This is a genomic window from Klebsiella sp. TF21-TM, from assembly GCF_019753495.1.
Taxonomy (GTDB): Bacteria; Pseudomonadota; Gammaproteobacteria; order Enterobacterales; family Enterobacteriaceae; genus Klebsiella; species Klebsiella quasipneumoniae.
In genome coordinates this window covers 69562-92378 of sequence record NZ_JAIJYL010000021.1, presented here as the reverse complement: position 1 = coordinate 92378, position 22817 = coordinate 69562, and the positions used below count along the sequence as shown (strand labels likewise).

Below are 22817 nucleotides of genomic sequence, written 5' to 3'. Positions count from 1 at the left end.
TGGATGGTCAAAATCAGTGCACGAAAAAACGGCAGTCATGCGCAATCAGGGTGCATGGGGTCGTGTCGGCGAAGGGCTTTTGCTATGCTGGTGGCGTCAACTGAAGGAGAGGATGTATGGCACAGGGCGCGGTGAAGAAAAACGGCAAACGTTCACAAGCGGTCAGCGCCAAAAAGGAGGCCATCCTGGCCGCCGCGCTGGAGGCATTTTCGCAATTTGGTATTCACGGTACGCGACTGGAGCAGGTGGCTGAGCGCGCCGGGGTGTCGAAAACCAATCTGCTCTATTACTACCCTTCGAAAGAGGCGCTGTACGTGGCCGTTCTGCAGCAGATCCTCGCCATCTGGCTGGCGCCGCTGAAGGCCTTTCGCGAGGATATCAGCCCGCTGGTGGCGATCCGCGAGTATATTCGTCTGAAGCTGGAGGTGTCCCGCGATCACCCCCAGGCCTCGAAGCTCTTCTGCCTTGAGATGTTGCAGGGCGCGCCGCTGCTGATGGGCGAACTGACCGGGGATCTGAAAGCGCTGGTCGATGAGAAATCGGCGATTGTTTCCGGCTGGATCGACCGCGGCAAGCTGGCGCCGGTCGATCCGCAGCATTTAATCTTTATGATCTGGGCCACTACCCAGCATTACGCCGACTTCGCCACCCAGGTGGAGGCGGTCACCGGCGCCACGCTGCAGGACGCGGCCTTTTTTGAGCAAACGGTCGATAATGTCCAGCGGATGATTATCGAAGGCATTCGCGTCCGTTAATTGGCCGGCGGCAGCGGGCAGCTTTGATCGCCGTCCTCGCACTGCAGCAGCGAGGCGAGGAAAGATTCCCGCTCCACGCTCTTATCGGTCATGCACTGGCTCACCAGCATCGGCTGCATGCTGCCGCCTTCGGCTCCGGACGCGAGGAAAGCGCAGTCGGCGTCGCGCAGGGCGATCCATGCCTGCTGGGCCTGCTTCAGTAATGTCTGCTGTTTACCCACCGCACGCTGCAGAGCCTGCTGCCAGGTGTCGTTCAGCTTTTTGTCGGCTGCCTGATACTGCGCGGCCGCGCACTGATTCATTTCGGTCTGGGTGTTGGCGTTGCTGCACTCGTCCGCCAGCGCCGCGCCGCTGGCCAGCAAGACCGCCGCGGCAAATAACATGCGTTTCATTGTTCTGCTCCCATAAAAAAGGCTCCCGTCCGGGAGCCTTAATTAAGCACAGCTGACGTCGGCTGTCATTAGCTGATCGCATCGCCGATTTCCCGGATGGCGGCGCACAGCGCCACCGGGGAGCCTGTCTTAGCCGATGGTCATCAGGCTGGCGTTACCGCCTGCCGCCGCGGTGTTGACGCTCAGCGAACGCTCGATGTACAACCGCTCCAGCAGCAGATTGGTTTCGCCGCGGGCGAAGCCCTGCACGGAGACAATCGCCCCGTCGCGCGCCGCCACCTGCTCGCACAGCTCGCGCAGCTGGTCGGAGTCGCCGTGATAGATAACCGCGTCGAAGGCCTGGCCAGGCAACTGATCCGCTTTGGCGAAACGGATCCGCTCGCTGACGTCCCGCGGGAGTTTCTTCGCCAGATCGCGCTGCAGGGCGCTGTCCGGCCACAGCACTTCACAACCGACCGCCAGCACGGCCGCCAGCTGGATCAGCGCATCCTGCTCATTATCCGCCACGCACAGCACGCGCTCGCGAGGCATCAGCGTCAGGGTGTTGCGCTCGCCGGTGGGCCCCGGAAGCAGGCGTTGGGTGCCGCTTTGCGCCTGCTCGCTGTACTGCTGGCACAGAGCCTGCAGCTCAGGACGGCCCGCCGCCCACTGCTGCAGCGCCTGCAGCGGTTTTTCCAGCAGCGTTTTCAGTTGGGCGTCCAGCGGACGCTCTGCATCCTGGCGGGCGAAGGTCACGCCAACCGCGCCCTGCGGACGGCTGGAGAGCAGGCGGTAAAGGTACAGCGGACCGCCGGCTTTTGGACCGGTACCGGACAACCCTTCGCCGCCGAACGGCTGCACGCCGACCACCGCGCCAACCATATTGCGGTTGACGTACAGGTTGCCTACCTTCGCGCTGCCGGTGACCTGGGCGATGGTCTCGTCGATACGGGTATGTACGCCGAGGGTCAGGCCGTAGCCGGAAGCGTTAATCTGCTCCACCAGTTTGTCCAGCTCGTTACGGTTATAGCGCACCACGTGCAGCACCGGGCCGAAGACCTCTTTTTTCAGCTCGTCGAAGCTGTCGAGTTCGATAAGCGTCGGCGGCACAAAGGTCCCGTGGTTCCATTCGCGGGCGTCTTCGCTATTCTCGCGCACCGCCTGATAGACGGTGCGGCCTTTGGCGCGCATCGTCTGAATATGGCGTTCGATATTCTCTTTCGCTTCCGCATCGATAACCGGGCCGATATCGGTGGTCAGGCGGCCGGGATTGCCCATGCGACACTCGCTCATCGCGCCGCGCAGCATGGTTAAGGTGTGGTCGGCTACCTCTTCCTGCAGGCAGAGGACGCGCAGGGCGGAGCAGCGCTGACCGGCGCTGTCGAACGCGGAAGCCAGGACGTCGATCACCACCTGCTCGGTAAGCGCCGACGAGTCGACGATCATCGCGTTCATCCCGCCGGTTTCGGCGATCAGCGGCGTTGGGCGTCCCTGAGCGTCGAGGCGGCTGGCGATATTGCGTTGCAGCAGGGTGGCCACTTCGGTGGAGCCGGTGAACATCACGCCGCGCACGCGCTCATCGGATGTCAGCGCGGCGCCGACGGTTTCCCCGCGGCCCGGCAGCAGCTGGATCACCCCTGGCGGCACGCCGGCTTCCAGCAGGATCGCCACGCCCTGAGCGGCGATAAGCGGCGTCTGCTCCGCCGGTTTCGCCAGCACGCTGTTGCCGGCCGCCAGCGCGGCGGCAATCTGCCCGGTGAAGATCGCCAGCGGGAAGTTCCATGGGCTGATGCAGACCACCGGACCCAGCGGACGGTGGGTTTCATTATCGAAATCGTCGCGCACCTGACCGGCGTAGTAGTGGAGGAAGTCAACGGCTTCGCGCACTTCGGCGATGGCGTTGCTGAAGGTTTTACCCGCTTCGCGCACCAGGATCCCCATCAGGGTCGGCATCTGGCTTTCCATCAGCACCGCGGCGCGCTCAAGAATGGCGGCGCGCTCCTGCGGCGGGGTGGCGAACCAGATGGGCGCGTTGTTGATAGCGCTGGTGAGCGCCTGCTGCACTTCGTCATCGCTGGCTTCGCGGACGTAACCGACGATATCCTTCGGCTCCGCCGGGTTGACCACCGGCTGCATCTCGCCTTCGGCCACCGGCTGCTCCAGCATCGGCAATGCCTGCCATTTATGCAGGGCGCTGTTGAGCAGGGAAGAGGAGAGGGAGGCCAGACGATGCTCGTTAGCCAGATCCAGACCGGCGGAGTTGCTCCGGCCGCTGCCGTAGAGATCGCGCGGCAGCGGAATTTTCGGGTGCGGCAGACCGGCCTGGCCTTCCTGCTGCGCCAGTTTTTCCACCGCGCTGACCGGGTCGGCCACCAGCTCGTCCAGCGGCAGGGTATTGTCCGCGATACGGTTGACGAAGGAGGTATTGGCGCCATTCTCCAGCAGACGACGCACCAGATACGCCAGCAGCGTCTCGTGGGTGCCCACCGGAGCGTAGATCCGGCACGGCCGGTTCAGTTTGCCGTCGGCGACTTTGCCCACCACCTGCTCGTACAGCGGTTCGCCCATGCCGTGCAGGCACTGGAACTCATACTGGCCAGGGTAGTAGTTCTGGCCCGCCAGCTGGTAGATAGCCGCCAGAGTATGGGCGTTGTGAGTGGCGAACTGCGGATAAATCAGGTTCGGCACCGCCAGCAGCTTTTTCGCGCAGGCGAGATAGGAGACGTCGGTGTAAACCTTGCGGGTGTAGACCGGATAGCCTTCGAGACCTTCCATTTGCGCGCGTTTGATTTCGCTGTCCCAGTAGGCGCCTTTCACCAGACGGATCATCAGGCGACGACGGCTTCGGGTGGCGAGATCGATCAGCGCGTCGATGACGAACGGGCAGCGCTTCTGGTAGGCCTGAATAACAAAACCGATGCCGTTCCAGCCCGCCAGCTCCGGCTCGAAGCACAGTTTTTCCAGCAGGTCGAGGGAGATCTCGAGACGGTCGGCCTCTTCAGCATCGATGTTAATGCCGATGTCATACTGGCGCGCCAGCAGGGTCAGCGATTTCAGACGCGGATAGAGCTCTTCCATCACCCGGTCATACTGGGCGCGGCTGTAGCGCGGGTGCAGAGCCGAGAGCTTAATGGAGATGCCCGGGCCTTCATAAATGCCGCGGCCGTTGGAAGCTTTGCCGATGGCATGGATCGCCTGCTGATAAGAGACCATATAGGCCTGGGCGTCGGCGGCGGTCAGGGCCGCTTCGCCGAGCATATCGTAGGAGTAGCGGAAACCTTTATCTTCCAGCTTGCGGGCGTTAGCCAGCGCTTCGGCGATGGTTTCCCCGGTGACGAACTGCTCGCCCATCAGGCGCATCGCCATATCCACGCCCTTACGGATCAGCGGTTCGCCGCTCTTGCCAATGATGCGGTTCAGCGAGCGTGAGAGGCTGGTTTCGTTGTGGGTGGAGACCAGTTTGCCGGTGAACAGCAGCCCCCAGGTGGCGGCATTGACGAACAGCGACGGGCTGCGGCCGATGTGCGACTGCCAGTTGCCGTTGCTGATTTTGTCGCGGATCAGCGCATCGCGGGTGGCTTTATCCGGAATACGCAGCAGGGCTTCCGCCAGGCACATCAGCGCCACCCCTTCCTGTGAGGAGAGGGAGAACTCCTGCAGCAGACTCTGCACCATGCCGGCGCGGCCGCTGGCGGTCTTCTGGTTGCGCAGTTTTTCCGCCAGCTGATACGCCAGTTTATGCGCCTGCTCGCCCAGCGGCTGCGGCAGTCGGGCCTGCTCCAGCAGCATCGGCACCGCGTCGGTTTCCGGGCGACGCCAGGCGGCGGTGATCGCCGCGCGGCTTACCGACTGCGGCAGGATCTGCTCGGCGAATTCGAGGAACGGCTGATACGGCTCTTCCGCCGGGGAACCCGCTTCATCGCTTTCATTGGCGGCCCCGGAGAGCAGCGCCGGCAGTTCGGGCAGCGTTTCGTCGTTCTCCAGCTTTTCCAGATAGTTGAAGATGGCCTGCTTAATCAGCCAGTGCGGCGTGCGGTCAATACGGCTCGCGGCGGACTTAATGCGCTCGCGGGTTGCGTCGTCAAGCTTAACACCCATGGTGGTGGTGCCCATGCTCAAAACTCCTGTCATTTATCGTTAGGCTTATGCGGTTGCCTGGAAATATCCACTATGTTGCAACTTTGTGCAACCTTGTTAATTGAGGCGTGTGACGAAAGCCGTGAAATGGCGGATTTGTTAAAAATAGTGCCTAAAATAGCAGAATTTTAACCCCGGGCTCATAGGGTATTTGTATGCGTGAGTTAACACTTTTGTTTGGTGCAACCTTTAAAAACGTGAGAGAGTGCAACCTCTCGCAAATTGACGTTTTGCGCCGTCGGTTTTTCGTGTAAATGCTGTGTTAAATCGTTTGTGAAAAACCGAAGCTTCCGTCAGGATACGGTCGCCCAATTAAACAATGCGCCATTACCCCGTTCCGGTAGTGGAAAAAAACGACGAAGTTGGACGCTGTCGATAAAAATTCTGGAGACTTTGCATGGCTATTAGCACACCGATGCTGGTGACATTTATTATTTATATTCTTGGTATGGTATTGATAGGGTTTATTGCCTGGCGTTCGACCAAAAACTTTGATGATTATATTCTCGGGGGACGCAGTCTGGGGCCATTTGTGACCGCGCTTTCCGCCGGCGCCTCGGACATGAGCGGCTGGCTGCTGATGGGCCTGCCGGGCGCCATTTTTCTCTCCGGGATCTCCGAAAGCTGGATCGCCATCGGCTTAACGCTGGGGGCGTGGGTTAACTGGAAGCTGGTAGCCGGGCGCCTGCGCGTGCATACCGAGGTGAATAATAACGCCCTGACGCTGCCCGATTATTTTACCGGCCGTTTTGAAGATAAAAGCCGGGTGCTGAGAATTATTTCAGCGCTGGTTATTCTGCTGTTCTTTACCATCTATTGCGCCTCGGGAATTGTGGCGGGGGCGCGTCTGTTTGAAAGCACCTTCGGTATGAGTTATGAAACCGCGCTGTGGGCCGGCGCGGCGGCGACAATTATCTATACCTTTGTCGGCGGCTTCCTCGCCGTCAGCTGGACGGATACCGTGCAGGCCAGCCTGATGATTTTCGCGCTGATCCTCACCCCGGTGATCGTGATTATTTCCGTCGGCGGCTTTGGCGATTCGCTGGAAGTCATTAAGCAAAAGAGCATCGAAAATATCGACATGCTGAAAGGGCTGAATTTCGTGGCGATTATTTCGCTGATGGGCTGGGGACTGGGTTATTTCGGTCAGCCGCATATTCTGGCGCGCTTTATGGCGGCGGATTCGCACCACAGCATCGTCCACGCGCGTCGCATTAGTATGACCTGGATGATCCTCTGCCTCGCCGGGGCGGTGGCCGTCGGCTTCTTTGGTATCGCCTACTTCAATAGCAACCCGAGCCTGGCGGGCGCGGTTAACCAGAATGCCGAGCGCGTGTTTATCGAACTGGCGCAAATCCTGTTTAACCCATGGATTGCCGGGATCCTGCTGTCGGCGATTCTGGCGGCGGTGATGTCCACCCTGAGCTGTCAGCTGCTGGTCTGCTCCAGCGCGATTACCGAAGACCTGTATAAAGCCTTCCTGCGTAAAAACGCCGGTCAGAAAGAGCTGGTGTGGGTGGGCCGGATGATGGTGCTGGTGGTTGCCCTGGTGGCGATTGCCCTGGCGGCCAATCCGGAAAACCGCGTGCTGGGTCTGGTGAGCTATGCCTGGGCCGGCTTCGGCGCCGCCTTTGGTCCGGTGGTGCTGTTCTCGGTGATGTGGTCGCGCATGACCCGTAACGGCGCGCTGGCCGGGATGGTGATTGGCGCCCTGACCGTGATCGTCTGGAAGCAGTTTGGCTGGCTGGGCCTGTATGAAATTATTCCGGGCTTTGTCTTCGGCAGCATCGGGATCGTGGTCTTTAGCCTGCTGGATAAAGCGCCGTCGGCCAGCATGCAGCAGCGCTTCGCCGAAGCGGATGCCCACTACCATACGCCGCCGCCGGTTCGCGCCACGGCTGAGTAAGATCAACTGATGTTCATGAGCCCGCCGCTGGCGGGCTTTTTTTTGCCTGTTGCCGGGCCGGAATATTATAACCCTTGCTAATTATTTGAAAATCCGCTGATATTTCCTGACTAATAACAATGAGGATAGCAAAGATGACGTTCAGACAGGGTGCAATGGCGCTGGTGCTGGCAGGGTTACTCAGCGGCTGCGCGGCGGGTGGAAGTTCGTCGACCAGCGCGCCGAAGCCCGGCGCCTGCCCGGCGGATAAGTCCATGGTGCAAACCACGCTTTACTTCGGCCTGAGCCGCCCGGCGGGGAAAGACATCACCCCTGATGAGTGGCAACAGTTTGTCGACCGCGACGTCACGCCGCGTTTTCGCGACGGGCTGACGGTGTTTGACGCTCGCGGCCAGTGGCTGGGCCAGAATGGACAGGTGGTGCGGGAGCAGAGTAAGGCGCTGATGGTGATCCATGGCAACGACGCGCAGAGCGAGGCCGGTATTGAGGCGCTGCGCCAGGGCTATAAATTACGGTTCGCGCAGGAGTCGGTGATGCGTGTCGACCAGCCGGTCTGCGTACAGTTCTGAGTTAACGGCGGGGGCAGCCCCGCCGTTTGTCTTACAGCACCAGCCCGGCGAAGCTGGCCGAAAGCAGACTCACCAGCGTGGCGCTATACACCAGCCGCAGGCCGAAGCGGGAGACGATATTGCCCTGCGGTTCATTCAGGCCTTTGATCGCCCCGGCGATAATGCCGATCGAGGCAAAGTTGGCAAACGACACCAGAAAGACCGAGAGAATGCCGAGCCCGCGCGGCGTCATGCTGGCGGCAATCTTTTGCAACTCAATCATCGCCACAAATTCGTTCGCGACCAGCTTGGTGGCCATGATGCTGCCGGCGTTTAGCGCATCGCTCAGCGGAATGCCGATAAGCCAGGCCAGCGGATAGAAGACGTAGCCGAGGATCTGCTGGAAGCTGAGGCCAAACAGGGTAGCGAACAGCGCGTTAATGGCGCTGATCAGCGCGATAAAGCCGATCAGCATCGCCAGAATAATCATCGCCACCTTAAAGCCGGCCAGAATATATTCCCCGAGCATTTCAAAGAAACTCTGCGATTCATGCAGCTTCTCCAGCTTCATTTCCTGCTCGCTGCCCGGCCGCGTCGGGTTAATCACCGACAGCACGATAAAGGTGCTGAACATATTCAGGATCAGCGCCGCGACGACATATTTGGCGTCCAGCATGGTCATATAGGCGCCGACGATCGACAGCGATACGGTCGACATGGCCGTCGCCGCCATGGTGAACAGACGCCGCGAGGAGAGGTCGCCCAGCACGCCTTTGTAGGCGATGAAGTTTTCTGACTGGCCGAGGATCAGTGAGCTGACGGCGTTAAAAGATTCCAGCTTACCCATGCCGTTGACCTTCGACAGCAGGGTGCCAATGACGCGAATAAAAATCGGCAGGATCCGCCAGTGCTGGAGAATACCAATCAGCGCGGAAATAAACACAATCGGACACAGGACGCCAAGGAAAATAAAGGCTAAGCCTTTTTCGCTCATGCCGCCAAAGACGAAATTGGTCCCTTCGGCGGCAAAGCCTAATAGCGAAGCAAAAAAGCCGGAGATATTTTTCACCAGCCACAGGCCGCTTTCGGCGTGCAGGAAAAAGAAAGCGAGCGCTATTTCGATAATAATCAACTGGAGAATATAACGAATACGAATTTTTTGTCTGTCATAGCTGACAAGCCAGGCCAGGGCGAGGATCACCGCCAGCGCCAGCAGGAAATGAAAAAATGCAGTCATGTTGTTCTTTTCGCAGGTCAATAAGGCCGCCATTTAGCCATAGCCGCTGCGACGGGTAAATATCTGACGTAAAAAATCCTTTGCTTATTCTTTTCCCTCATAACAGGCGAATATTTTCATAAGTCATTATTTGCCAGCGATTTATTTACAACTGATCATCATTCTCTGCACATTTTGCTTGTGTTTCTGAGTATTGTAATGATAATCACTATCATAAATATTACCTGTTTTTGCATTCGTTGACGGTGCTTTACATTTAAGGGTATTGGCATGTTTGTCCCATTTCTCATTATGTTACGCGAAGGCCTGGAGGCGGCGCTGATTGTCAGCCTGATCGCCAGCTATCTGAAACGCACCCAGCGCGGCAACTGGATTGGCGTGATGTGGATTGGCGTGATCCTCGCGGCGGCGCTGTGTCTTGGCTTAGGCATTTTTATCAACGAAACCACCGGTGAATTTCCTCAGCGTGAACAGGAGCTGTTCGAAGGGATTGTCGCGGTCATCGCGGTGGTGATCCTGACGTGGATGGTCTTCTGGATGCGCAATGTCTCACGCAACGTCAAGCAGCAGCTGGAGCAGGCCGTGGACAAGGCGCTACAGCGCGGCAATCACCATGGCTGGGCGCTGGTGATGATGGTCTTTTTCGCGGTCGCCCGTGAGGGGCTGGAGTCGGTCTTCTTTCTGCTGGCGGCATTCCAGCAGGATGTCGGCATCTGGCCGCCGCTGGGGGCGCTACTGGGGCTGGCCACGGCTATCGTGCTGGGCTTCCTGCTCTACTGGGGCGGTATCCGTCTCAACCTCGGCGTGTTCTTCAAATGGACCAGCCTGTTTATCCTGCTGGTGGCCGCTGGCCTGGCCGCGGGGGCGATCCGCGCCTTCCACGAGGCGGGCCTGTGGAACCTGTTCCAGGAGACCGCCTTCGATCTGAGCGCTGTGCTGTCGACGCATACGCTGTTCGGCACGCTGCTGGAAGGGATCTTCGGCTACCAGGAGACGCCAAGCGTCAGCGAAGTGGCTGTCTATCTGCTTTATCTGATCCCGGCGCTGGTGCTGTTTGCGCTGCCGCCGCGAAATAATACGACTGCCTCGCGGGCTGCCTGACCGGCCGCTGCGAGCTTATAAGCGACACTCTACTTACCGAAAGGGATGATCATGATGATTCATTTTCGCCGTAATGCGCTGCGGGTGACCGTGGCCGCGCTGCTCAGCTCTGCATTCGGTGCTCAGGCTGCGGATATCCCGCAGGTCAAAGTCACCGTCAACGATAAACAGTGCGAGCCGATGCAGGTGACCGTTAACGCGGGTAAAACCCAGTTTATTATTCAGAACCACAGCCAGAAAGCGCTGGAGTGGGAGATTCTGAAAGGGGTCATGGTGGTGGAAGAGCGTGAGAACATCGCGCCGGGCTTTACCCAGAAGCTCACCGCGAACCTGCAGCCGGGCGAATATGACATGACCTGCGGCCTGCTCACCAACCCGAAAGGCAAACTGATCGTCACCGGCGCCGCCACCAAAGACGCGGCGAAAGCCGATGCGGTGCTGAGCCTCGGCGAAGCGATCACCGCTTACAAAGCCTATGTGACGGCGGAAACCGCGCAGCTGGTCAGCGGCACCAAAGCCTTTACCGACGCGGTGAAAGCGGGCGATATCGAGAAAGCGAAAGCGCTGTACGCCCCGACGCGCCAGCATTACGAGCGCATCGAGCCGATCGCCGAGCTGTTCTCTGACCTTGACGGCAGCATCGACGCCCGCGAAGACGATTTCGAGAAAAAAGCGGAAGATCCGAAATTCACCGGTTTCCACCGTCTGGAAAAGGCGCTGTTTGGCGATAACAGCGTCAAGGGCATGGAAAAATATGCCGATCAGCTGAACAGCGATGTGCTGGAGCTGCAAAAACGCATCAGCGAGCTGGCGTTCCCGCCGTCAAAAGTCGTGGGCGGTGCGGCAGGATTAATTGAAGAAGTCGCGGCCAGCAAGATCAGCGGTGAAGAAGATCGCTACAGCCATACCGACCTGTGGGACTTCCAGGCCAATATTGACGGTGCCCAGAAAATTGTCGACCTGCTGCGCCCGCAGCTGCAAAAAGAGAACAGCGCGCTGCTGGCGAAAGTGGACGCCAACTTTAAGAAAGTGGACAGTATCCTCAGCAAATACCGCACCAAAGACGGTTTCGAAACTTACGATAAGCTGACCACCGCTGACCGTAATGCGCTGAAAGGGCCGATCACCACCCTGGCGGAAGATCTGGCTCAGCTGCGCGGGATCCTGGGTCTGGACTAAGTCGATGGCACAACAGAAACCACACGACGTGAACGAGCCGTCACGTCGTCGCTTACTGAAAGGGATCGGCGCGCTTGGCGGCGCGCTGGCCATCACCGGCGGTTGCCCGGTGGCGCATGCGGCAAAAGCGGAAAGCTCCCCCGGGACGCTCGCACCCGACGCGCGTCAGGAAAAACAGCCATTCTACGGCCGGCATCAGGCGGGCATTCTGACGCCGCAGCAGGCCTCGATGATGCTGGTGGCGTTCGACGTGCTGGCGTCAGATAAAGCCGACCTCGAGCGTCTGTTCCGGCTGCTGACCCAGCGTATCGCCTTTTTAACCCACGGCGGCCCGGCGCCCGATACGCCTAATCCCCGGCTGCCGCCGATGGATTCCGGCATCTTAGGGCCGTGGATTGCCCCGGATAACCTGACCATCACCGTCTCGGTCGGCCATTCACTGTTTGATGAGCGCTTTGGTCTCGCGGATAAAGTGCCGAGAAAACTGCAGCCGATGACTCGCTTCCCCAATGATTCGCTGGATGCCGCCCTGTGCCATGGCGACCTGCTGCTGCAGATCTGCGCCAATACTCAGGATACGGTGATCCACGCCCTGCGCGATGTCATCAAACATACGCCGGATTTGCTCAGCGTGCGCTGGAAGCGGGAAGGGTTTATCTCCGATAGCGCGGCGCGCAGCAAAGGCAAAGAGACCCCCATCAATCTGCTGGGTTTCAAAGACGGCACCGCTAATCCGGCGAGCCATGACAGCGCGCTGATGGATCAGGTCGTGTGGGTAACGGCGGATCAGGACGAGCCGGCCTGGGCCGTGGGCGGCAGCTATCAGGCGGCGCGCATCATCCAGTTTCACGTCGAGTTCTGGGACCGGACGCCGCTGAAAGAGCAGCAGACGATCTTTGGCCGCGACAAACACACCGGAGCGCCGCTGGGGATGAAAAACGAGCACGATACCCCGGATTACAGCAACGATCCTGGCGGCGAGACGATCGCGCTGGATAGCCATATTCGTCTGGCCAATCCTCGCACGCCGGAAACCCAGTCCAGCCTGATGATGCGCCGCGGCTACAGCTATTCGCTGGGCGTCACTAACGCCGGGCAACTGGATATGGGGCTGTTGTTCGTTTGCTATCAGCACGATCTGGAAAAGGGTTTTCTGACGGTGCAGAAACGGCTTAACGGCGAGGCGCTGGAGGAGTACGTCAAACCCATTGGCGGGGGCTACTTCTTTGTTTTACCCGGCGTAGTGGATGACAAGCACTACCTGGGACAGACGCTGCTGCAGGCCTGATACCGACCCTGTCCGCAAGGGCAGGGCGTTTTCTGCTGTTTTTCTCATTTTTCTTATATTTCCTGCCATGTGTTATATTTCTGTAATACAAATGACCGATAGTCTCCTACACTTGCTTAAGAACTATTTGTTGCGTCATTGTGAAAAATAAGTTGCATTAAGAATCTTTTTTGATGTACTTATTACATACGCGGTAGTTCCCGGCAGTGTGACGTTTCACTATGGAGATCGCGAATGGTAAGGTCCCGTACCGGACAACGTAAAACCACAGACCGTACTCTTCAGCACGGAAGCCCCGCTTCCGGCAGCGATTTTCTCACTCTTTCTCCCTCCGCTTCGAATTATTATCACCTTGGCAGGGTACGCGGTGCGCGTAGCCGCGACTCGTTGTCAGTTCTACCGGCAAGCAATGGCTTACAAGGAAGCCAAACCTCAATCGTTCGTGCGCATAGTCGCGTCGATGTTGACGCGTGTGATGTAAACCTACAACGCAAGGTGCTATCCATGGGAAGACAAAAAGCAGTGATCAAAGCTCGTCGTGAAGCAAAACGTGTGCTGAGACGGGATTCACGCAGTCATAAGCAGCGTGAAGAAGAATCGGTCACATCGCTTGTGCAAATGAGTGGCGTAGAAGCAATTGGCATGGCGCGGGACAGCCGTGATACTTCCCCAATTGAGGCGCGCAATGAGGCTCAGGCGCATTATCTGAATGCCATCGACAATAAACAGCTGATTTTCGCCACCGGCGAAGCCGGATGCGGCAAGACCTGGATTAGTGCGGCGAAGGCAGCGGAAGCGCTGATCCATAAGGATGTGGACAGAATTATTGTTACCCGTCCCGTTCTGCAGGCCGACGAAGATCTCGGCTTCTTACCGGGAGATATCGCCGAGAAGTTCGCGCCCTATTTCCGACCGGTTTATGACGTGCTGGTGAAAAGGTTGGGGGCTTCCTTTATGCAGTACTGCCTGCGTCCGGAAATCGGCAAGGTGGAAATCGCGCCGTTCGCCTATATGCGCGGACGTACCTTTGAAAATGCGGTGGTGATTCTGGACGAGGCCCAGAACGTGACCGCAGCGCAAATGAAGATGTTTTTAACCCGCCTCGGGGAGAACGTGACGGTCATCGTCAATGGCGATATCACCCAGTGCGACTTGCCCTCTGGTGTGAGATCTGGCCTAAGTGATGCGCTGGCGCGTTTTGAGGAAGACGAGATGATCGGCATCGTGCGTTTCACCACCGATGACTGCGTGCGCTCGGCCCTCTGCCAGCGGACGCTGAAAGCCTATTATTGAGCGTCATACTGTGAGCAAGGCCCGGGCTAGCCCGGGCTTTGTTGTTTTGATCTTTGCGACAGACTGAAGTGCGGATAAAATTTCTGTTTTGAGGGATCCATCGCTGTAGGTGATAGAATTTCTTCTCTGTAATACAAGAATATCTGCTTTGCTATACATAAGCGCCTTTCTAATAATTTCTTTCGTCTTACGCCGTTTTACTCATTTAATTGTATGGATACTTGTAAGGGAAGCACTATGGTCGTACATGGGAAAGTTATCAAGTTATTAATTACTATTTTGATGGTGGGGTTGTCATCTGCTGCTTATAGTAAAGATTATCAGGCAGGGAAAAACTTCACTGTCATTAATTCTACTGTTAAGCAACCGCCGCAACTGGTTGAGTTTTTTTCCTTCTACTGCGGACCTTGTTATGCGTTTGCAGAGCGCATCAATGTTGATACAACTATCAGAAAGCGCCTGCCCGCCGATATGAAACTGGAAAAATACCATGTCAGCCAGATGGGACCTTTAGGACCAGCATTAACAGAAGCATGGGCCGTAGCACAATATGCTGGGGTAGATGGCAAGGTGGAAAAGTTATTGTTTGAAGGCTTACAGGTTAAGCGTGATATTAAAACGACAGCTGATATTGTTAAGGTATTTAATCAACTTGGCATTACGTCCGAGAAATATGCCGAAATGCAAAGTAATTTTATGGTAAAAGCTTTAATTGCCAGACAGGACAATCTGGTCGAAAAAATGAAAGTAAGTGGTACGCCTTCTTTTTATGTTTCAGGGAAATATCATATTAACAATGCATCACTCGCGCAAGATGACTATGATACCTATGCAGAGGATATGGCGAATCTGGTTTTATTTTTGCTTAACAAGCCCCTGTAACACGAAGTGAGAAAGTATCATTAGGTTTGTCTTTTTCGTTCTGTCCAGGTGGTTGCGCCAGTTGTCGAACCCCGGTCGGGGGTTCTCATCCCCCCCCCCAGCGGAGAATATAAAAGAAAAGAGCCTGTACTTGCGTACAGGCTCTCATCTCGAATATGGCGGTGAGGGGGGGATTCGAACCCCCGATACGTTGCCGTATACACACTTTCCAGGCGTGCTCCTTCAGCCACTCGGACACCTCACCATATTGTCTTGCTGCTCACCTTGGGTGGGCAACGGGGCGCTACTATAGGGAGTTGTGTTAAAACGGTCAAGCATATTTTCTTCTTTCTTTACCGACCGCTCACGCAATGAACAACGCCCCGCTGTGACGTAGCGGGGCAGGCGTTTTAGCGCTGGGAATCAAGCTGTTCGTTATTCTTCACGACGTCCTGCGCTTTGCTGTAGCTTTCGATCAGCAGCTGGTAGGCCGGGAAGACTTTGGTGTACACCTCCGCCCATTCTGCGGCGTCCGGGCGATTCCAGGTACGCTGCAGCTCAGAGGCGACGGCGGCGGTATCCATCGGCACTACGCCGGCCTGTACCACGCGAGCCAGGGTGATCTCCTGCGCCATTTTGCTGTAGGTGCCGGACGCGTCAATCACGGCAAACACTTTATAACCGTCGGCGACGGCGGCAATCGCCGGGAAGGCCATGCAGACGCTGGTGATGGTCCCGGCGATAATCAGCGTTTTGCGACCGGTCGCTTTCACCGCGGCGACGAATTCCGGGTTATCCCAGGCGTTGATCTCGCCTTTACGGGCGATGTATTTCGCATGCGGCGCGTTCTCATGAATCTCCGGGATCAGCGGACCGTTCGGCCCCTGCGGCACGGAAGCGGTGGTGATCACCGGGATCCCGGCAAGCGAGGCCATCTTCGCCAGCGCGGCGGCGCGAGCGCGCAGCTCTGGCATCGGCATATCGCCGACGGTCTGGAACAGGCCGCTCTGGTGGTCAATCAACAGCATGGCGGTATCGTTGACATCAATCACCGGACGAGCACCGTTAAAGTTAGCGGGAGTAGACATAGTATTCACCTCAATGAGTTAGATTTGGCCAAAGCGGCCGCTGTTAAAATCGCGAACGGCTTCTGCGATCTGTGTTTTGTTATTCATGACAAAGGGGCCATAGCCCACAATCGGCTCCTGCAGCGGTTCGCCGGCCATCAGCAGAACTTTTGCCTGGGCGGTCGCCTCCAGGTGCAGTGCGTCTCCTGCCTGGCTCAGGACGGCGAGCTGGCCTTCGCGGGCGGATTCGGAACCGTTGATGATCACTTCCCCTTCCAGTACCACCAGCGCAGTACTCCAGCCTTCCGGCTGGCGCAGCGTGAGGTCGTGCCCCTGATTCAGCTGCAGATCCCACACGTTAAGCGGTGAGAAGGTATGGGCCGGGCCGCTGACGTCGTCATACTGGCCGGCAATAACCCGAACCTGTCCGGCGCCATTCGCCAGCGCGGCGGTGGGGATTGTCCCGGCGGTAATGCTCTGGTAGCCGGGGGCCGTCATTTTGTCTTTGGCGGGCAGGTTGACCCACAGCTGGATCATCTTCAGCTCGCCGCCGCTGCGGGTGAAGGCCTCCGAGTGGAACTCTTCGTGCAGGATCCCGGCGCCGGCCGTCATCCATTGCACGTCGCCTGGGCCGATCACCCCGCCGCGTCCGGTGGAGTCACGATGCTCTACTTCACCGGCGTAGACGATAGTGACGGTTTCGAATCCGCGATGCGGATGCTCACCGACGCCGCGTTTATCGCTGCCTGCCGGGAAGGTGTACGGCCCGGCATAGTCGAGCAGTAAGAAGGGGCTCAACTGCTGGCCGTGCGTCTGATAGGAAAACATCGAACGAACCGGGAAGCCGTCGCCTACCCAATGCTGCGCAGGCGCGGTGTAGACTCCTGTAATCTGTTTCATGGCTTTCTCCTGTGTATCGGTATCTGATGTGAATAAGCTTATATCCGGGACGACGTGTGCGGTAGTAAGCAAAAATGACCTATACTGTTCCAAAAATGGAACAATGGAGGAAGGATGCAGGATCTCAATGACTTCGCCTGGTTTGTCCAGGTCGTGGACCATGGCGGTTTCGCCGCGGCGGGGCGAGCGCTTGACCAGCCGAAATCCAAGCTCAGCCGCCGTATTGCGCAACTCGAGGAGCGGTTGGGCGTGCGTTTGATTCAGCGAACCACTCGCCAGTTCGCGGTCACCGAGGTCGGGCAGACCTTTTACCAGCATTGCAAAGCGATGCTGATTGAGGCCGAGGCGGCGCAGCAGGCGGTCGACACGCTGCGCGCCGAGCCGCGCGGCAGCGTCAGGATCACCTGTCCGGTCACCTTGCTGCATGTCCATATCGGACCGATGTTGGCGCGATTTATGGCGCGCTATCCCGGGGTAACATTGCATCTTGAGGCGACCAACCGCCGGGTGGATGTGGTCGGTGAGGGCATTGATGTGGCGATCCGCGTCCGTCCCCGGCCAATCGAGGACAGCGACCTGGTGATGCGCGTGCTGGCGGACCGCGGGCACCGGCTGGTGGCCAGTTCGCAGCTGATTTCCCGGCTCGGACGCCCGCAGGCGCCGTCTGAGCTGAGCGACTGGCCGGGGCTCAGCCTGGGGGCGAACAAGCATCAGCATAAATGGCAGCTTACCGGGCCTGAAGGGGCAAGGGCGGAGGTGTATTTCACGCCGCGAATGGTGACCACCGATATGCTGGCGCTGCGCGAGGCGGCGATAGCCGGCGTGGGGGTGGTGCAGCTTCCTTTATTGATGGTGCGCGATCAGCTGGCGTCAGGGGAGTTAGAGGTGGTACTGGATGAGTGGCAGCCGCGGCGGGAAGTGATCCATGCGGTATTTGCCTCCCGGCGCGGGCTGCTGCCCTCCGTTAGAGCGCTGGTGGATTACCTCAGCGAAGAGTATCAACGAATGGAGGAGGATTAGCTTCGGGATTCGCTTTTCCCGGGGGGCGTCCCCCCAGCGGAGAATATAAAAGAAAAGAGCCCGTACTTGCGTACAGGCTCTCATCTCGAATATGGCGGTGAGGGGGGATTGACTCGCTTCGCTCGCCGTTACTCGGCCCATCCATGGGCCTCGCCCCTGCGGGGCCAACGCAGGCGTTGTTCAAAAACGCTCCCGGCGTTTTTGTCGGGGCAGCCCGCTCGCAGGCTCGCGGTCTGTCCAGGTGGCTGCGCCAGTTGTCGAACCCCGGTCGGGGGTTCTCACCCCCCCCAGCGGGTGCCACATGCGAAAAAAAAGCCCGTACTTGCGTACGAGCTCTTCTTAAAATATGGCGGTGAGGGGGGGATTGACTCGCTTCGCTCGCCCCTGCGGGGCAGCCCGCTCGCGGGCTCACGGTCTGTCCAGGTGGCTGCGCCAGTTGTCGAACCCCGGTCGGGGATTCTCATTCCCCCCGGCGGGTGCCACATGCGAAAAAAAAGCCCGTACTTGCGTACGAGCTCTTCTTAAAATATGGCGGTGAGGGGGGGATTCGAACCCCCGATACGTTGCCGTATACACACTTTCCAGGCGTGCTCCTTCAGCCACTCGGACACCTCACCATATTGTCTTTCCCGTTGTTGTCGGGAACGGGCGCTAATGTAGGGAAATACGTATCGCCCGTCAATCAACTTTTTGCAAAATCAGCGCGTTTAGACAAACTTCGAACAACTTGCTCCTTAAACGTGCGAAATCCGTTTTTTTTGTCGCCACTCCCTTTTCACTTTGCGACAAGGGGAAATTTGCTATGCTGGCAAACCAATAGAAAACAATGAGTAAAATAAGACGCCAGCATTAACCTGCCCCGGGCGTTTGCTATCAGGAGCCCCTATGGAGATTATTTTTTACCATCCGACCTTTGATACCCAATACTGGATCCGAGAGCTGGAAAAGCAGTTACCCGGCGCGCGAGTGCGCGAATGGAAAGCGGGCGATAACCAGCCGGCGGACTATGCCCTGGTCTGGCATCCACCGGTAGAGATGCTGCAGGGCAGGGCGCTGAAGGCCGTGTTCGCCCTTGGGGCGGGGGTGGATTCGATCCTCAGTAAGCTGCGCGATCATCCGGATATGTTGCCCCTGTCGATCCCGCTGTTTCGCCTCGAAGATACGGGCATGGGACGGCAGATGCAGGAGTATGCGGTGAGCCAGGTTCTACACTGGTTCCGCCGGTTCGATGACTATCAGGCGCAGAAGCTGGCGTCCCGCTGGCAGCCGTTGCCTGAGTATCTTGCCGACGATTTCACCGTCGGGATTATGGGCGCCGGCGTGCTGGGGGCGAAGGTGGCGGAAAGCCTGCAACCCTGGGGATTCCCGCTTCGCGTCTGGAGCCGTAGCCGCAAAGCCTGGCCGCAGGTGCAGAGCTTTGCCGGCCAGGCCGAGCTGGGCACATTCCTGCAGGGGACCCGCGTGCTGATCAACCTGCTGCCGAACACCGCTGAAACCGTCGGCATTATTAACCAGACGCTGCTGGCGCAGCTGCCGGATGAGAGCTATGTCCTAAACCTTGCCCGCGGCGTGCATGTCGTTGAAGAAGATCTGCTGGCGGCGCTGAACAGCGGTAAGCTCAAAGGGGCAATGCTCGATGTCTTCAGTCGCGAACCGTTGCCCCAGGAGAGCCCGCTTTGGGCGCACCCGCGGGTGGCCATGACTCCCCACGTGGCGGCAGTCACCCGCCCGATAGAGGCCATTGCCTACATCGCCGGGACCATTAGCCGACTGGAGCGAGGGGAACCGGTTAGCGGTCAGGTCGATCGTCAGCGCGGTTATTAAGGTAAGCAAACCCCGCCACGGCGGGGTTTTTGCTAATCAAGCGCCCGGATTCCTGCTATTCTTGCGGCAAACAGAAGAGGAGAATGTGATGTATCCCGTTGACCTGCACATGCATACCGTCGCCAGCACCCACGCCTACAGCACCCTGCACGATTATATTGCGGAAGCAAAGCGTAAAGGGATCAAACTCTTCGCCATTACCGATCACGGCCCGGACATGGCGGATGCTCCGCACTACTGGCATTTCGTTAATATGCGCATCTGGCCCCGTCTGGTGGACGGTGTGGGGATCCTGCGCGGAATTGAGTCGAATATTAAAAATATCGAAGGCGAGATCGACTGTTCCGGGCCGATGTTGACGTCGCTCGATCTGATCATCGCCGGATTCCACGAGCCGGTGTTTCCGCCGCAGGATAGCGCCACCCATACGCAGGCGATGATTGCCGCGATGGCCAGCGGTAAAGTGCATATGATTAGCCATCCGGGTAATCCGAAATTCCCGGTGGATATCCCGGCCATTGCCGAAGCGGCGGCCCATTACCAGGTGGCGCTGGAGATCAATAACTCCTCTTTCGTTTCATCGCGCGTGGGCAGTGAAGATAACTGCCGGGCCATCGCCGCCGCGGTGCGCGACGCCGGAGGGTGGGTGGCGCTGGGCTCGGACTCTCACACTGCGTTTACCCTCGGAGAGTTTACCGAATGCCGCAAGATCCTCGATGCTGTCGATTTCCCGGAGGAGAGGATCCTCAACGTTTCTCCGCGTCGCCTGCTCGACTTCCTCGAGTCGCGTGGTATGCCGGCGATCCCGGAATTTGCTGACCTTTAATTTGTATAACTGGAATAACTGAATGAACGAGTTTTCAATCCTCTGCCGCGTGCTGGGTTCGCTGTATTACCGTCAACCGCAGGACCCGCTGCTGGTGCCGCTGTTTACCCTGATCCGCGAGGGCAAACTGGCCGCCAGCTGGCCGCTGGAACAGGACGAGCTGCTGGCGCGTCTGCAGAAAAGCTGTGAAATGCAGTCCCTGGCGACGGACTATAATGCGCTGTTCGTCGGTGAAGCCTGCAGCGTCCCGCCGTACCGCAGCGCGTGGGTGGAGGGTTCCTCGGAAGCGGAGGTCCGGGCTTTTCTGAGCGAGCATGGCATCCCGACGGGAGAAGGTCCGGCGGATCATCTCGGATCGCTGCTGCTGGCCGCCTCCTGGCTGGAGGATCATGCCACAGAAGAGCAGAGCGAGACGCTGGAGCGCCTGTTTGCCGACTATATCCTGCCGTGGTGCGGGACAATGCTGGGGAAAGTCGAAGCGCATGCGCACACAGCGTTCTGGCGCACGATGGCGCCGTTGACCCGCGACGCCATCGCCGCGATGTGGGACGAGCTTCAGGAAGAAGATGAGCAATAAAATGTGATTTAAGTCACTATTTTAATGTAACTGAAATTAGGTTCATTCATATAGTGTGTTTTAGATCGCATTCTTCCGGCGCGTATCTGCTAGGATACGCGCCATGAACATACTCTTCGCAATCGCATTAACGACGGGCATTCTCTCCGGGATTTGGGGATGGGTGGCGGTCGCCCTCGGCCTGCTGAGCTGGGCCGGTTTCCTCGGCTGTACCGCCTATTTCGCCTGCCCGCAGGGCGGTCTGAAAGGTCTGGCCATCTCCTCCTGTACGGTAATGAGCGGCGTGGTCTGGGCGTTGGTGATTATCCACGGTAGCGCGCTGGCCCCGCAGCTGCAGATCCTCAGCTATATGATGACCGGCGTCGTGGCCTTTCTGATGTGCATCCAGGCGCGACAGACGTTGCTGTCGTTTGTCCCCGGCACCTTTATCGGCGCCTGCGCGACCTTCGCGGCAGACGGCGACTGGCGTCTGGTTATCCCTTCTCTGGCGCTGGGCCTGGTCTTTGGCTATGCCATGAAAAATAGTGGCCTGTGGCTGGCGGCCCGTGCGGATAAGCATAAATCGTTCGCCAATGACAACGCCTGAGCGGCGGGACGATAATAGCAACAGGACCCTCAGGGTCCTGTTTTTTTTTACCTTCTTGTCGCCGGCGCGGCGGGATAATCTTGCTCCCGGGGGCGGGTATGCCCTAGTATCGGCAGAAAGCCGTATCTACGCGCTATGCCGACAGGAGGAGAAATGGCTGTTCAACCTGAAGTAATTCTCGGCGATATTACGACGCTTGATGTCGATGTGATTGTGAATGCGGCAAACCCCTCGCTGCTGGGCGGCGGCGGGGTGGATGGCGCGATCCACCGGGCGGCCGGTCCCGCGCTGCTGGCGGCCTGCAAGCAAGTGTTGCAGCAGCAGGGCGAATGTCCCCCTGGTCATGCGGTGATCACGATGGCGGGCGATCTTCCCGCCAGCGCGGTGATCCACACCGTGGGCCCGGTCTGGCACGGCGGCGACCGCATGGAGGCGCAAACCCTGGCCGATGCCTACAAAAACAGCCTGCAGCTGGCGGCGGCAAACAATTATCGCTCCATTGCGTTTCCGGCGATCAGCACCGGCGTGTATGGCTATCCGAAAGAGGAAGCGGCGGCGATCGCCGTGCGCACTGTGACCGCGTTTCTCACCCGCTATAACCCGCTTGAACGGGTCCTGTTCGTCTGTTTCGACGAGGAAACGGCGGCTATCTATCGTCGCCTGCTGGCGGCATACCCCTGATTCCGCAGAATAGGCTATGATAACCGCCGGTATTGACAGGAATGATGGATTGCAGGAGGGAGCAGGTGTCGGAAGGAAAAGTACAGCAGAAGCAGCAGGCGCGCCGCGCGGAGATCGTTGCCGCTGCGCAAAGATGTTTTGCGACAAAGGGATTGCATGGCGCCTCTGTCGCTGATATCGCCCGCGAGGCGGGCCTGAGCGTCGGTCAGCTGTATCGCATTTTTGCCAGCAAGGAAGCGATCATCGAAGCGATTGTCAGCGAAATCGTCAACGCCAGGGTCGGGGAGATGATCGATGAGAACCACAATCTGGCGCGCAAAGCGGCGGTGCTGGCCGGCAGGATCCCGACTTCGGCAGCCACCAAAAGCGACAATTATCTGTTGATGGAAATCAATGCCGAAGCCTCGCGTAACCCACGCTTGCGCGAAATCCTGGTGCAGGCCGATCGGAGGTTGAAAGAGGAGGGCGGCCGTTTGTCGCAGCGCTATCATCCCGGTCTCAGCGATGCGCGACGCAATGCTGCTTCAGAGCTCATCGCCGTTCTGACGGAGGGGGCAGCCTACCGCTGTGAGCTGAGCGCCTCCACTCCGGTCGATAAAGCGGATTTAGAAGCCCTGTATAATATGATCTTCGATCGGCTGTTTGATGAGCAAGCGTAGC

20 protein-coding genes and 2 tRNA genes are annotated in these 22817 nt (G+C 58.3%); 15 read left to right on the top strand and 7 right to left on the bottom strand.

All coding sequences use genetic code 11. The features are described from left to right. Positions 1–116: 116 nt before the first annotated feature. Complete coding sequence (gene rutR / locus K5R89_RS19055; RefSeq protein ID WP_004204508.1) at positions 117–755, top strand: HTH-type transcriptional regulator RutR; 639 nt, start codon at positions 117–119, stop codon at positions 753–755. Here the strand turns inward: rutR and K5R89_RS19050 are convergent. Together K5R89_RS19050 and putA are read right to left on the bottom strand one after the other, a co-directional pair. Beyond that, complete coding sequence (locus K5R89_RS19050) at positions 752–1147, bottom strand: lysozyme inhibitor LprI family protein (RefSeq protein WP_023289101.1); 396 nt, start codon at positions 1145–1147, stop codon at positions 752–754. The genes rutR and K5R89_RS19050 overlap by 4 nt on opposite strands. 129 nt (positions 1148–1276) lie before the next feature. Further along, on the bottom strand, positions 1277–5239 hold the full coding sequence (putA, locus tag K5R89_RS19045; protein WP_023289102.1) for a trifunctional transcriptional regulator/proline dehydrogenase/L-glutamate gamma-semialdehyde dehydrogenase: 3963 nt from the start codon (positions 5237–5239) through the stop codon (positions 1277–1279). 421 nt (positions 5240–5660) lie between these two features. Here putA and putP point away from each other — a divergent pair, with 421 nt between their 5' ends. Together putP and K5R89_RS19035 are read left to right on the top strand one after the other, a co-directional pair. Then, positions 5661–7169 carry a sodium/proline symporter PutP gene (gene putP, locus K5R89_RS19040; protein WP_023289103.1) on the top strand — a complete coding sequence of 503 codons (1509 nt, stop codon included), beginning with the start codon at positions 5661–5663 and terminating at the stop codon, positions 7167–7169. Between the two features lie 134 nt (positions 7170–7303). After that, positions 7304–7738 carry a DUF3574 domain-containing protein gene (locus tag K5R89_RS19035; RefSeq protein WP_217259088.1) on the top strand — a complete coding sequence of 145 codons (435 nt, stop codon included), beginning with the start codon at positions 7304–7306 and terminating at the stop codon, positions 7736–7738. 31 nt (positions 7739–7769) lie between these two features. On the opposite strand, the gene K5R89_RS19030 is transcribed toward K5R89_RS19035, so the two are convergent. Beyond that, on the bottom strand, positions 7770–8954 hold the full coding sequence (locus tag K5R89_RS19030) for a NupC/NupG family nucleoside CNT transporter (protein ID WP_217259089.1): 1185 nt from the start codon (positions 8952–8954) through the stop codon (positions 7770–7772). Positions 8955–9224: 270 nt separating this feature from the next. On the opposite strand from K5R89_RS19030, the gene efeU reads away from it, so the two are divergent. From efeU to K5R89_RS19005, 5 genes are all read left to right on the top strand, one after another. After that, positions 9225–10055 carry an iron uptake transporter permease EfeU gene (gene efeU / locus K5R89_RS19025; protein ID WP_032452417.1) on the top strand — a complete coding sequence of 277 codons (831 nt, stop codon included), beginning with the start codon at positions 9225–9227 and terminating at the stop codon, positions 10053–10055. Between the two features lie 51 nt (positions 10056–10106). Beyond that, on the top strand, positions 10107–11234 hold the full coding sequence (gene efeO / locus K5R89_RS19020; RefSeq protein WP_064154799.1) for an iron uptake system protein EfeO: 1128 nt from the start codon (positions 10107–10109) through the stop codon (positions 11232–11234). 4 nt (positions 11235–11238) lie between these two features. Beyond that, the gene (efeB, locus tag K5R89_RS19015; protein WP_023289108.1) at positions 11239–12522 is read left to right on the top strand and encodes an iron uptake transporter deferrochelatase/peroxidase subunit; all 1284 of its coding nucleotides are present in this window, start codon (positions 11239–11241) and stop codon (positions 12520–12522) included. A 504-nt stretch (positions 12523–13026) separates the two neighbouring features. Beyond that, positions 13027–13815, top strand: coding sequence for a phosphate starvation-inducible protein PhoH (phoH, locus tag K5R89_RS19010; RefSeq protein WP_002898923.1), 789 nt, complete (start codon positions 13027–13029; stop codon positions 13813–13815). A 237-nt stretch (positions 13816–14052) separates the two neighbouring features. Beyond that, a complete protein-coding gene (locus K5R89_RS19005; RefSeq protein ID WP_101989687.1) occupies positions 14053–14697 on the top strand; it encodes a DsbA family protein in 645 nt (214 codons plus the stop codon). Positions 14698–14853: 156 nt separating this feature from the next. On the opposite strand, the gene K5R89_RS19000 is transcribed toward K5R89_RS19005, so the two are convergent. The 3 genes from K5R89_RS19000 to K5R89_RS18990 form a co-directional block, all read right to left on the bottom strand. Further along, positions 14854–14941, bottom strand: a tRNA-Ser gene (locus tag K5R89_RS19000). A 145-nt stretch (positions 14942–15086) separates the two neighbouring features. After that, positions 15087–15764, bottom strand: coding sequence for an isochorismatase family protein (locus tag K5R89_RS18995; RefSeq protein WP_002898927.1), 678 nt, complete (start codon positions 15762–15764; stop codon positions 15087–15089). A gap of 18 nt (positions 15765–15782) precedes the next feature. After that, positions 15783–16643 (bottom strand): pirin family protein, encoded by an 861-nt coding sequence (locus K5R89_RS18990; RefSeq protein WP_044522040.1) that lies wholly within the window; start codon positions 16641–16643, stop codon positions 15783–15785. A gap of 114 nt (positions 16644–16757) precedes the next feature. On the opposite strand from K5R89_RS18990, the gene K5R89_RS18985 reads away from it, so the two are divergent. Next, positions 16758–17663: a LysR family transcriptional regulator gene (locus tag K5R89_RS18985; RefSeq protein WP_023289111.1), complete on the top strand. Its 906-nt coding sequence runs from the start codon at positions 16758–16760 to the stop codon at positions 17661–17663. A 529-nt stretch (positions 17664–18192) separates the two neighbouring features. Here the strand turns inward: K5R89_RS18985 and K5R89_RS18980 are convergent. Next, positions 18193–18280, bottom strand: a tRNA-Ser gene (locus K5R89_RS18980). Positions 18281–18548: 268 nt separating this feature from the next. On the opposite strand from K5R89_RS18980, the gene ghrA reads away from it, so the two are divergent. The 6 genes from ghrA (at position 18549) to K5R89_RS18950 (ending at position 22816) form a co-directional block, all read left to right on the top strand. Next, positions 18549–19487, top strand: coding sequence for a glyoxylate/hydroxypyruvate reductase GhrA (gene ghrA / locus K5R89_RS18975; protein WP_110243584.1), 939 nt, complete (start codon positions 18549–18551; stop codon positions 19485–19487). Positions 19488–19575: 88 nt separating this feature from the next. Beyond that, positions 19576–20313 (top strand): phosphatase, encoded by a 738-nt coding sequence (locus tag K5R89_RS18970; RefSeq protein ID WP_048334661.1) that lies wholly within the window; start codon positions 19576–19578, stop codon positions 20311–20313. Between the two features lie 22 nt (positions 20314–20335). Beyond that, a complete protein-coding gene (locus K5R89_RS18965) occupies positions 20336–20890 on the top strand; it encodes a molecular chaperone (RefSeq protein WP_023289113.1) in 555 nt (184 codons plus the stop codon). A gap of 103 nt (positions 20891–20993) precedes the next feature. Further along, positions 20994–21476, top strand: a complete 483-nt coding sequence (locus K5R89_RS18960) for a DUF1097 domain-containing protein (RefSeq protein ID WP_044522057.1) — start codon at positions 20994–20996, stop codon at positions 21474–21476. 153 nt (positions 21477–21629) lie between these two features. Then, positions 21630–22157 carry an O-acetyl-ADP-ribose deacetylase gene (gene ymdB / locus K5R89_RS18955; protein WP_023289115.1) on the top strand — a complete coding sequence of 176 codons (528 nt, stop codon included), beginning with the start codon at positions 21630–21632 and terminating at the stop codon, positions 22155–22157. Positions 22158–22222: 65 nt separating this feature from the next. Next, complete coding sequence (locus tag K5R89_RS18950; protein WP_044522059.1) at positions 22223–22816, top strand: TetR/AcrR family transcriptional regulator; 594 nt, start codon at positions 22223–22225, stop codon at positions 22814–22816. Position 22817: the final 1 nt, after the last annotated feature.

Coding starts and splice junctions, on each gene's coding strand:
- rutR (WP_004204508.1), top strand. CDS start 117: ATGGCACAGGGCGCGGTGAAGAAAAACGGCAAACGTTCACAAGCGGTC.
- K5R89_RS19050 (WP_023289101.1), bottom strand. CDS start 1,147: ATGAAACGCATGTTATTTGCCGCGGCGGTCTTGCTGGCCAGCGGCGCG.
- putA (WP_023289102.1), bottom strand. CDS start 5,239: ATGGGCACCACCACCATGGGTGTTAAGCTTGACGACGCAACCCGCGAG.
- putP (WP_023289103.1), top strand. CDS start 5,661: ATGGCTATTAGCACACCGATGCTGGTGACATTTATTATTTATATTCTT.
- K5R89_RS19035 (WP_217259088.1), top strand. CDS start 7,304: ATGACGTTCAGACAGGGTGCAATGGCGCTGGTGCTGGCAGGGTTACTC.
- K5R89_RS19030 (WP_217259089.1), bottom strand. CDS start 8,954: ATGACTGCATTTTTTCATTTCCTGCTGGCGCTGGCGGTGATCCTCGCC.
- efeU (WP_032452417.1), top strand. CDS start 9,225: ATGTTTGTCCCATTTCTCATTATGTTACGCGAAGGCCTGGAGGCGGCG.
- efeO (WP_064154799.1), top strand. CDS start 10,107: ATGATGATTCATTTTCGCCGTAATGCGCTGCGGGTGACCGTGGCCGCG.
- efeB (WP_023289108.1), top strand. CDS start 11,239: ATGGCACAACAGAAACCACACGACGTGAACGAGCCGTCACGTCGTCGC.
- phoH (WP_002898923.1), top strand. CDS start 13,027: ATGGGAAGACAAAAAGCAGTGATCAAAGCTCGTCGTGAAGCAAAACGT.
- K5R89_RS19005 (WP_101989687.1), top strand. CDS start 14,053: ATGGTCGTACATGGGAAAGTTATCAAGTTATTAATTACTATTTTGATG.
- K5R89_RS18995 (WP_002898927.1), bottom strand. CDS start 15,764: ATGTCTACTCCCGCTAACTTTAACGGTGCTCGTCCGGTGATTGATGTC.
- K5R89_RS18990 (WP_044522040.1), bottom strand. CDS start 16,643: ATGAAACAGATTACAGGAGTCTACACCGCGCCTGCGCAGCATTGGGTA.
- K5R89_RS18985 (WP_023289111.1), top strand. CDS start 16,758: ATGCAGGATCTCAATGACTTCGCCTGGTTTGTCCAGGTCGTGGACCAT.
- ghrA (WP_110243584.1), top strand. CDS start 18,549: ATGGAGATTATTTTTTACCATCCGACCTTTGATACCCAATACTGGATC.
- K5R89_RS18970 (WP_048334661.1), top strand. CDS start 19,576: ATGTATCCCGTTGACCTGCACATGCATACCGTCGCCAGCACCCACGCC.
- K5R89_RS18965 (WP_023289113.1), top strand. CDS start 20,336: ATGAACGAGTTTTCAATCCTCTGCCGCGTGCTGGGTTCGCTGTATTAC.
- K5R89_RS18960 (WP_044522057.1), top strand. CDS start 20,994: ATGAACATACTCTTCGCAATCGCATTAACGACGGGCATTCTCTCCGGG.
- ymdB (WP_023289115.1), top strand. CDS start 21,630: ATGGCTGTTCAACCTGAAGTAATTCTCGGCGATATTACGACGCTTGAT.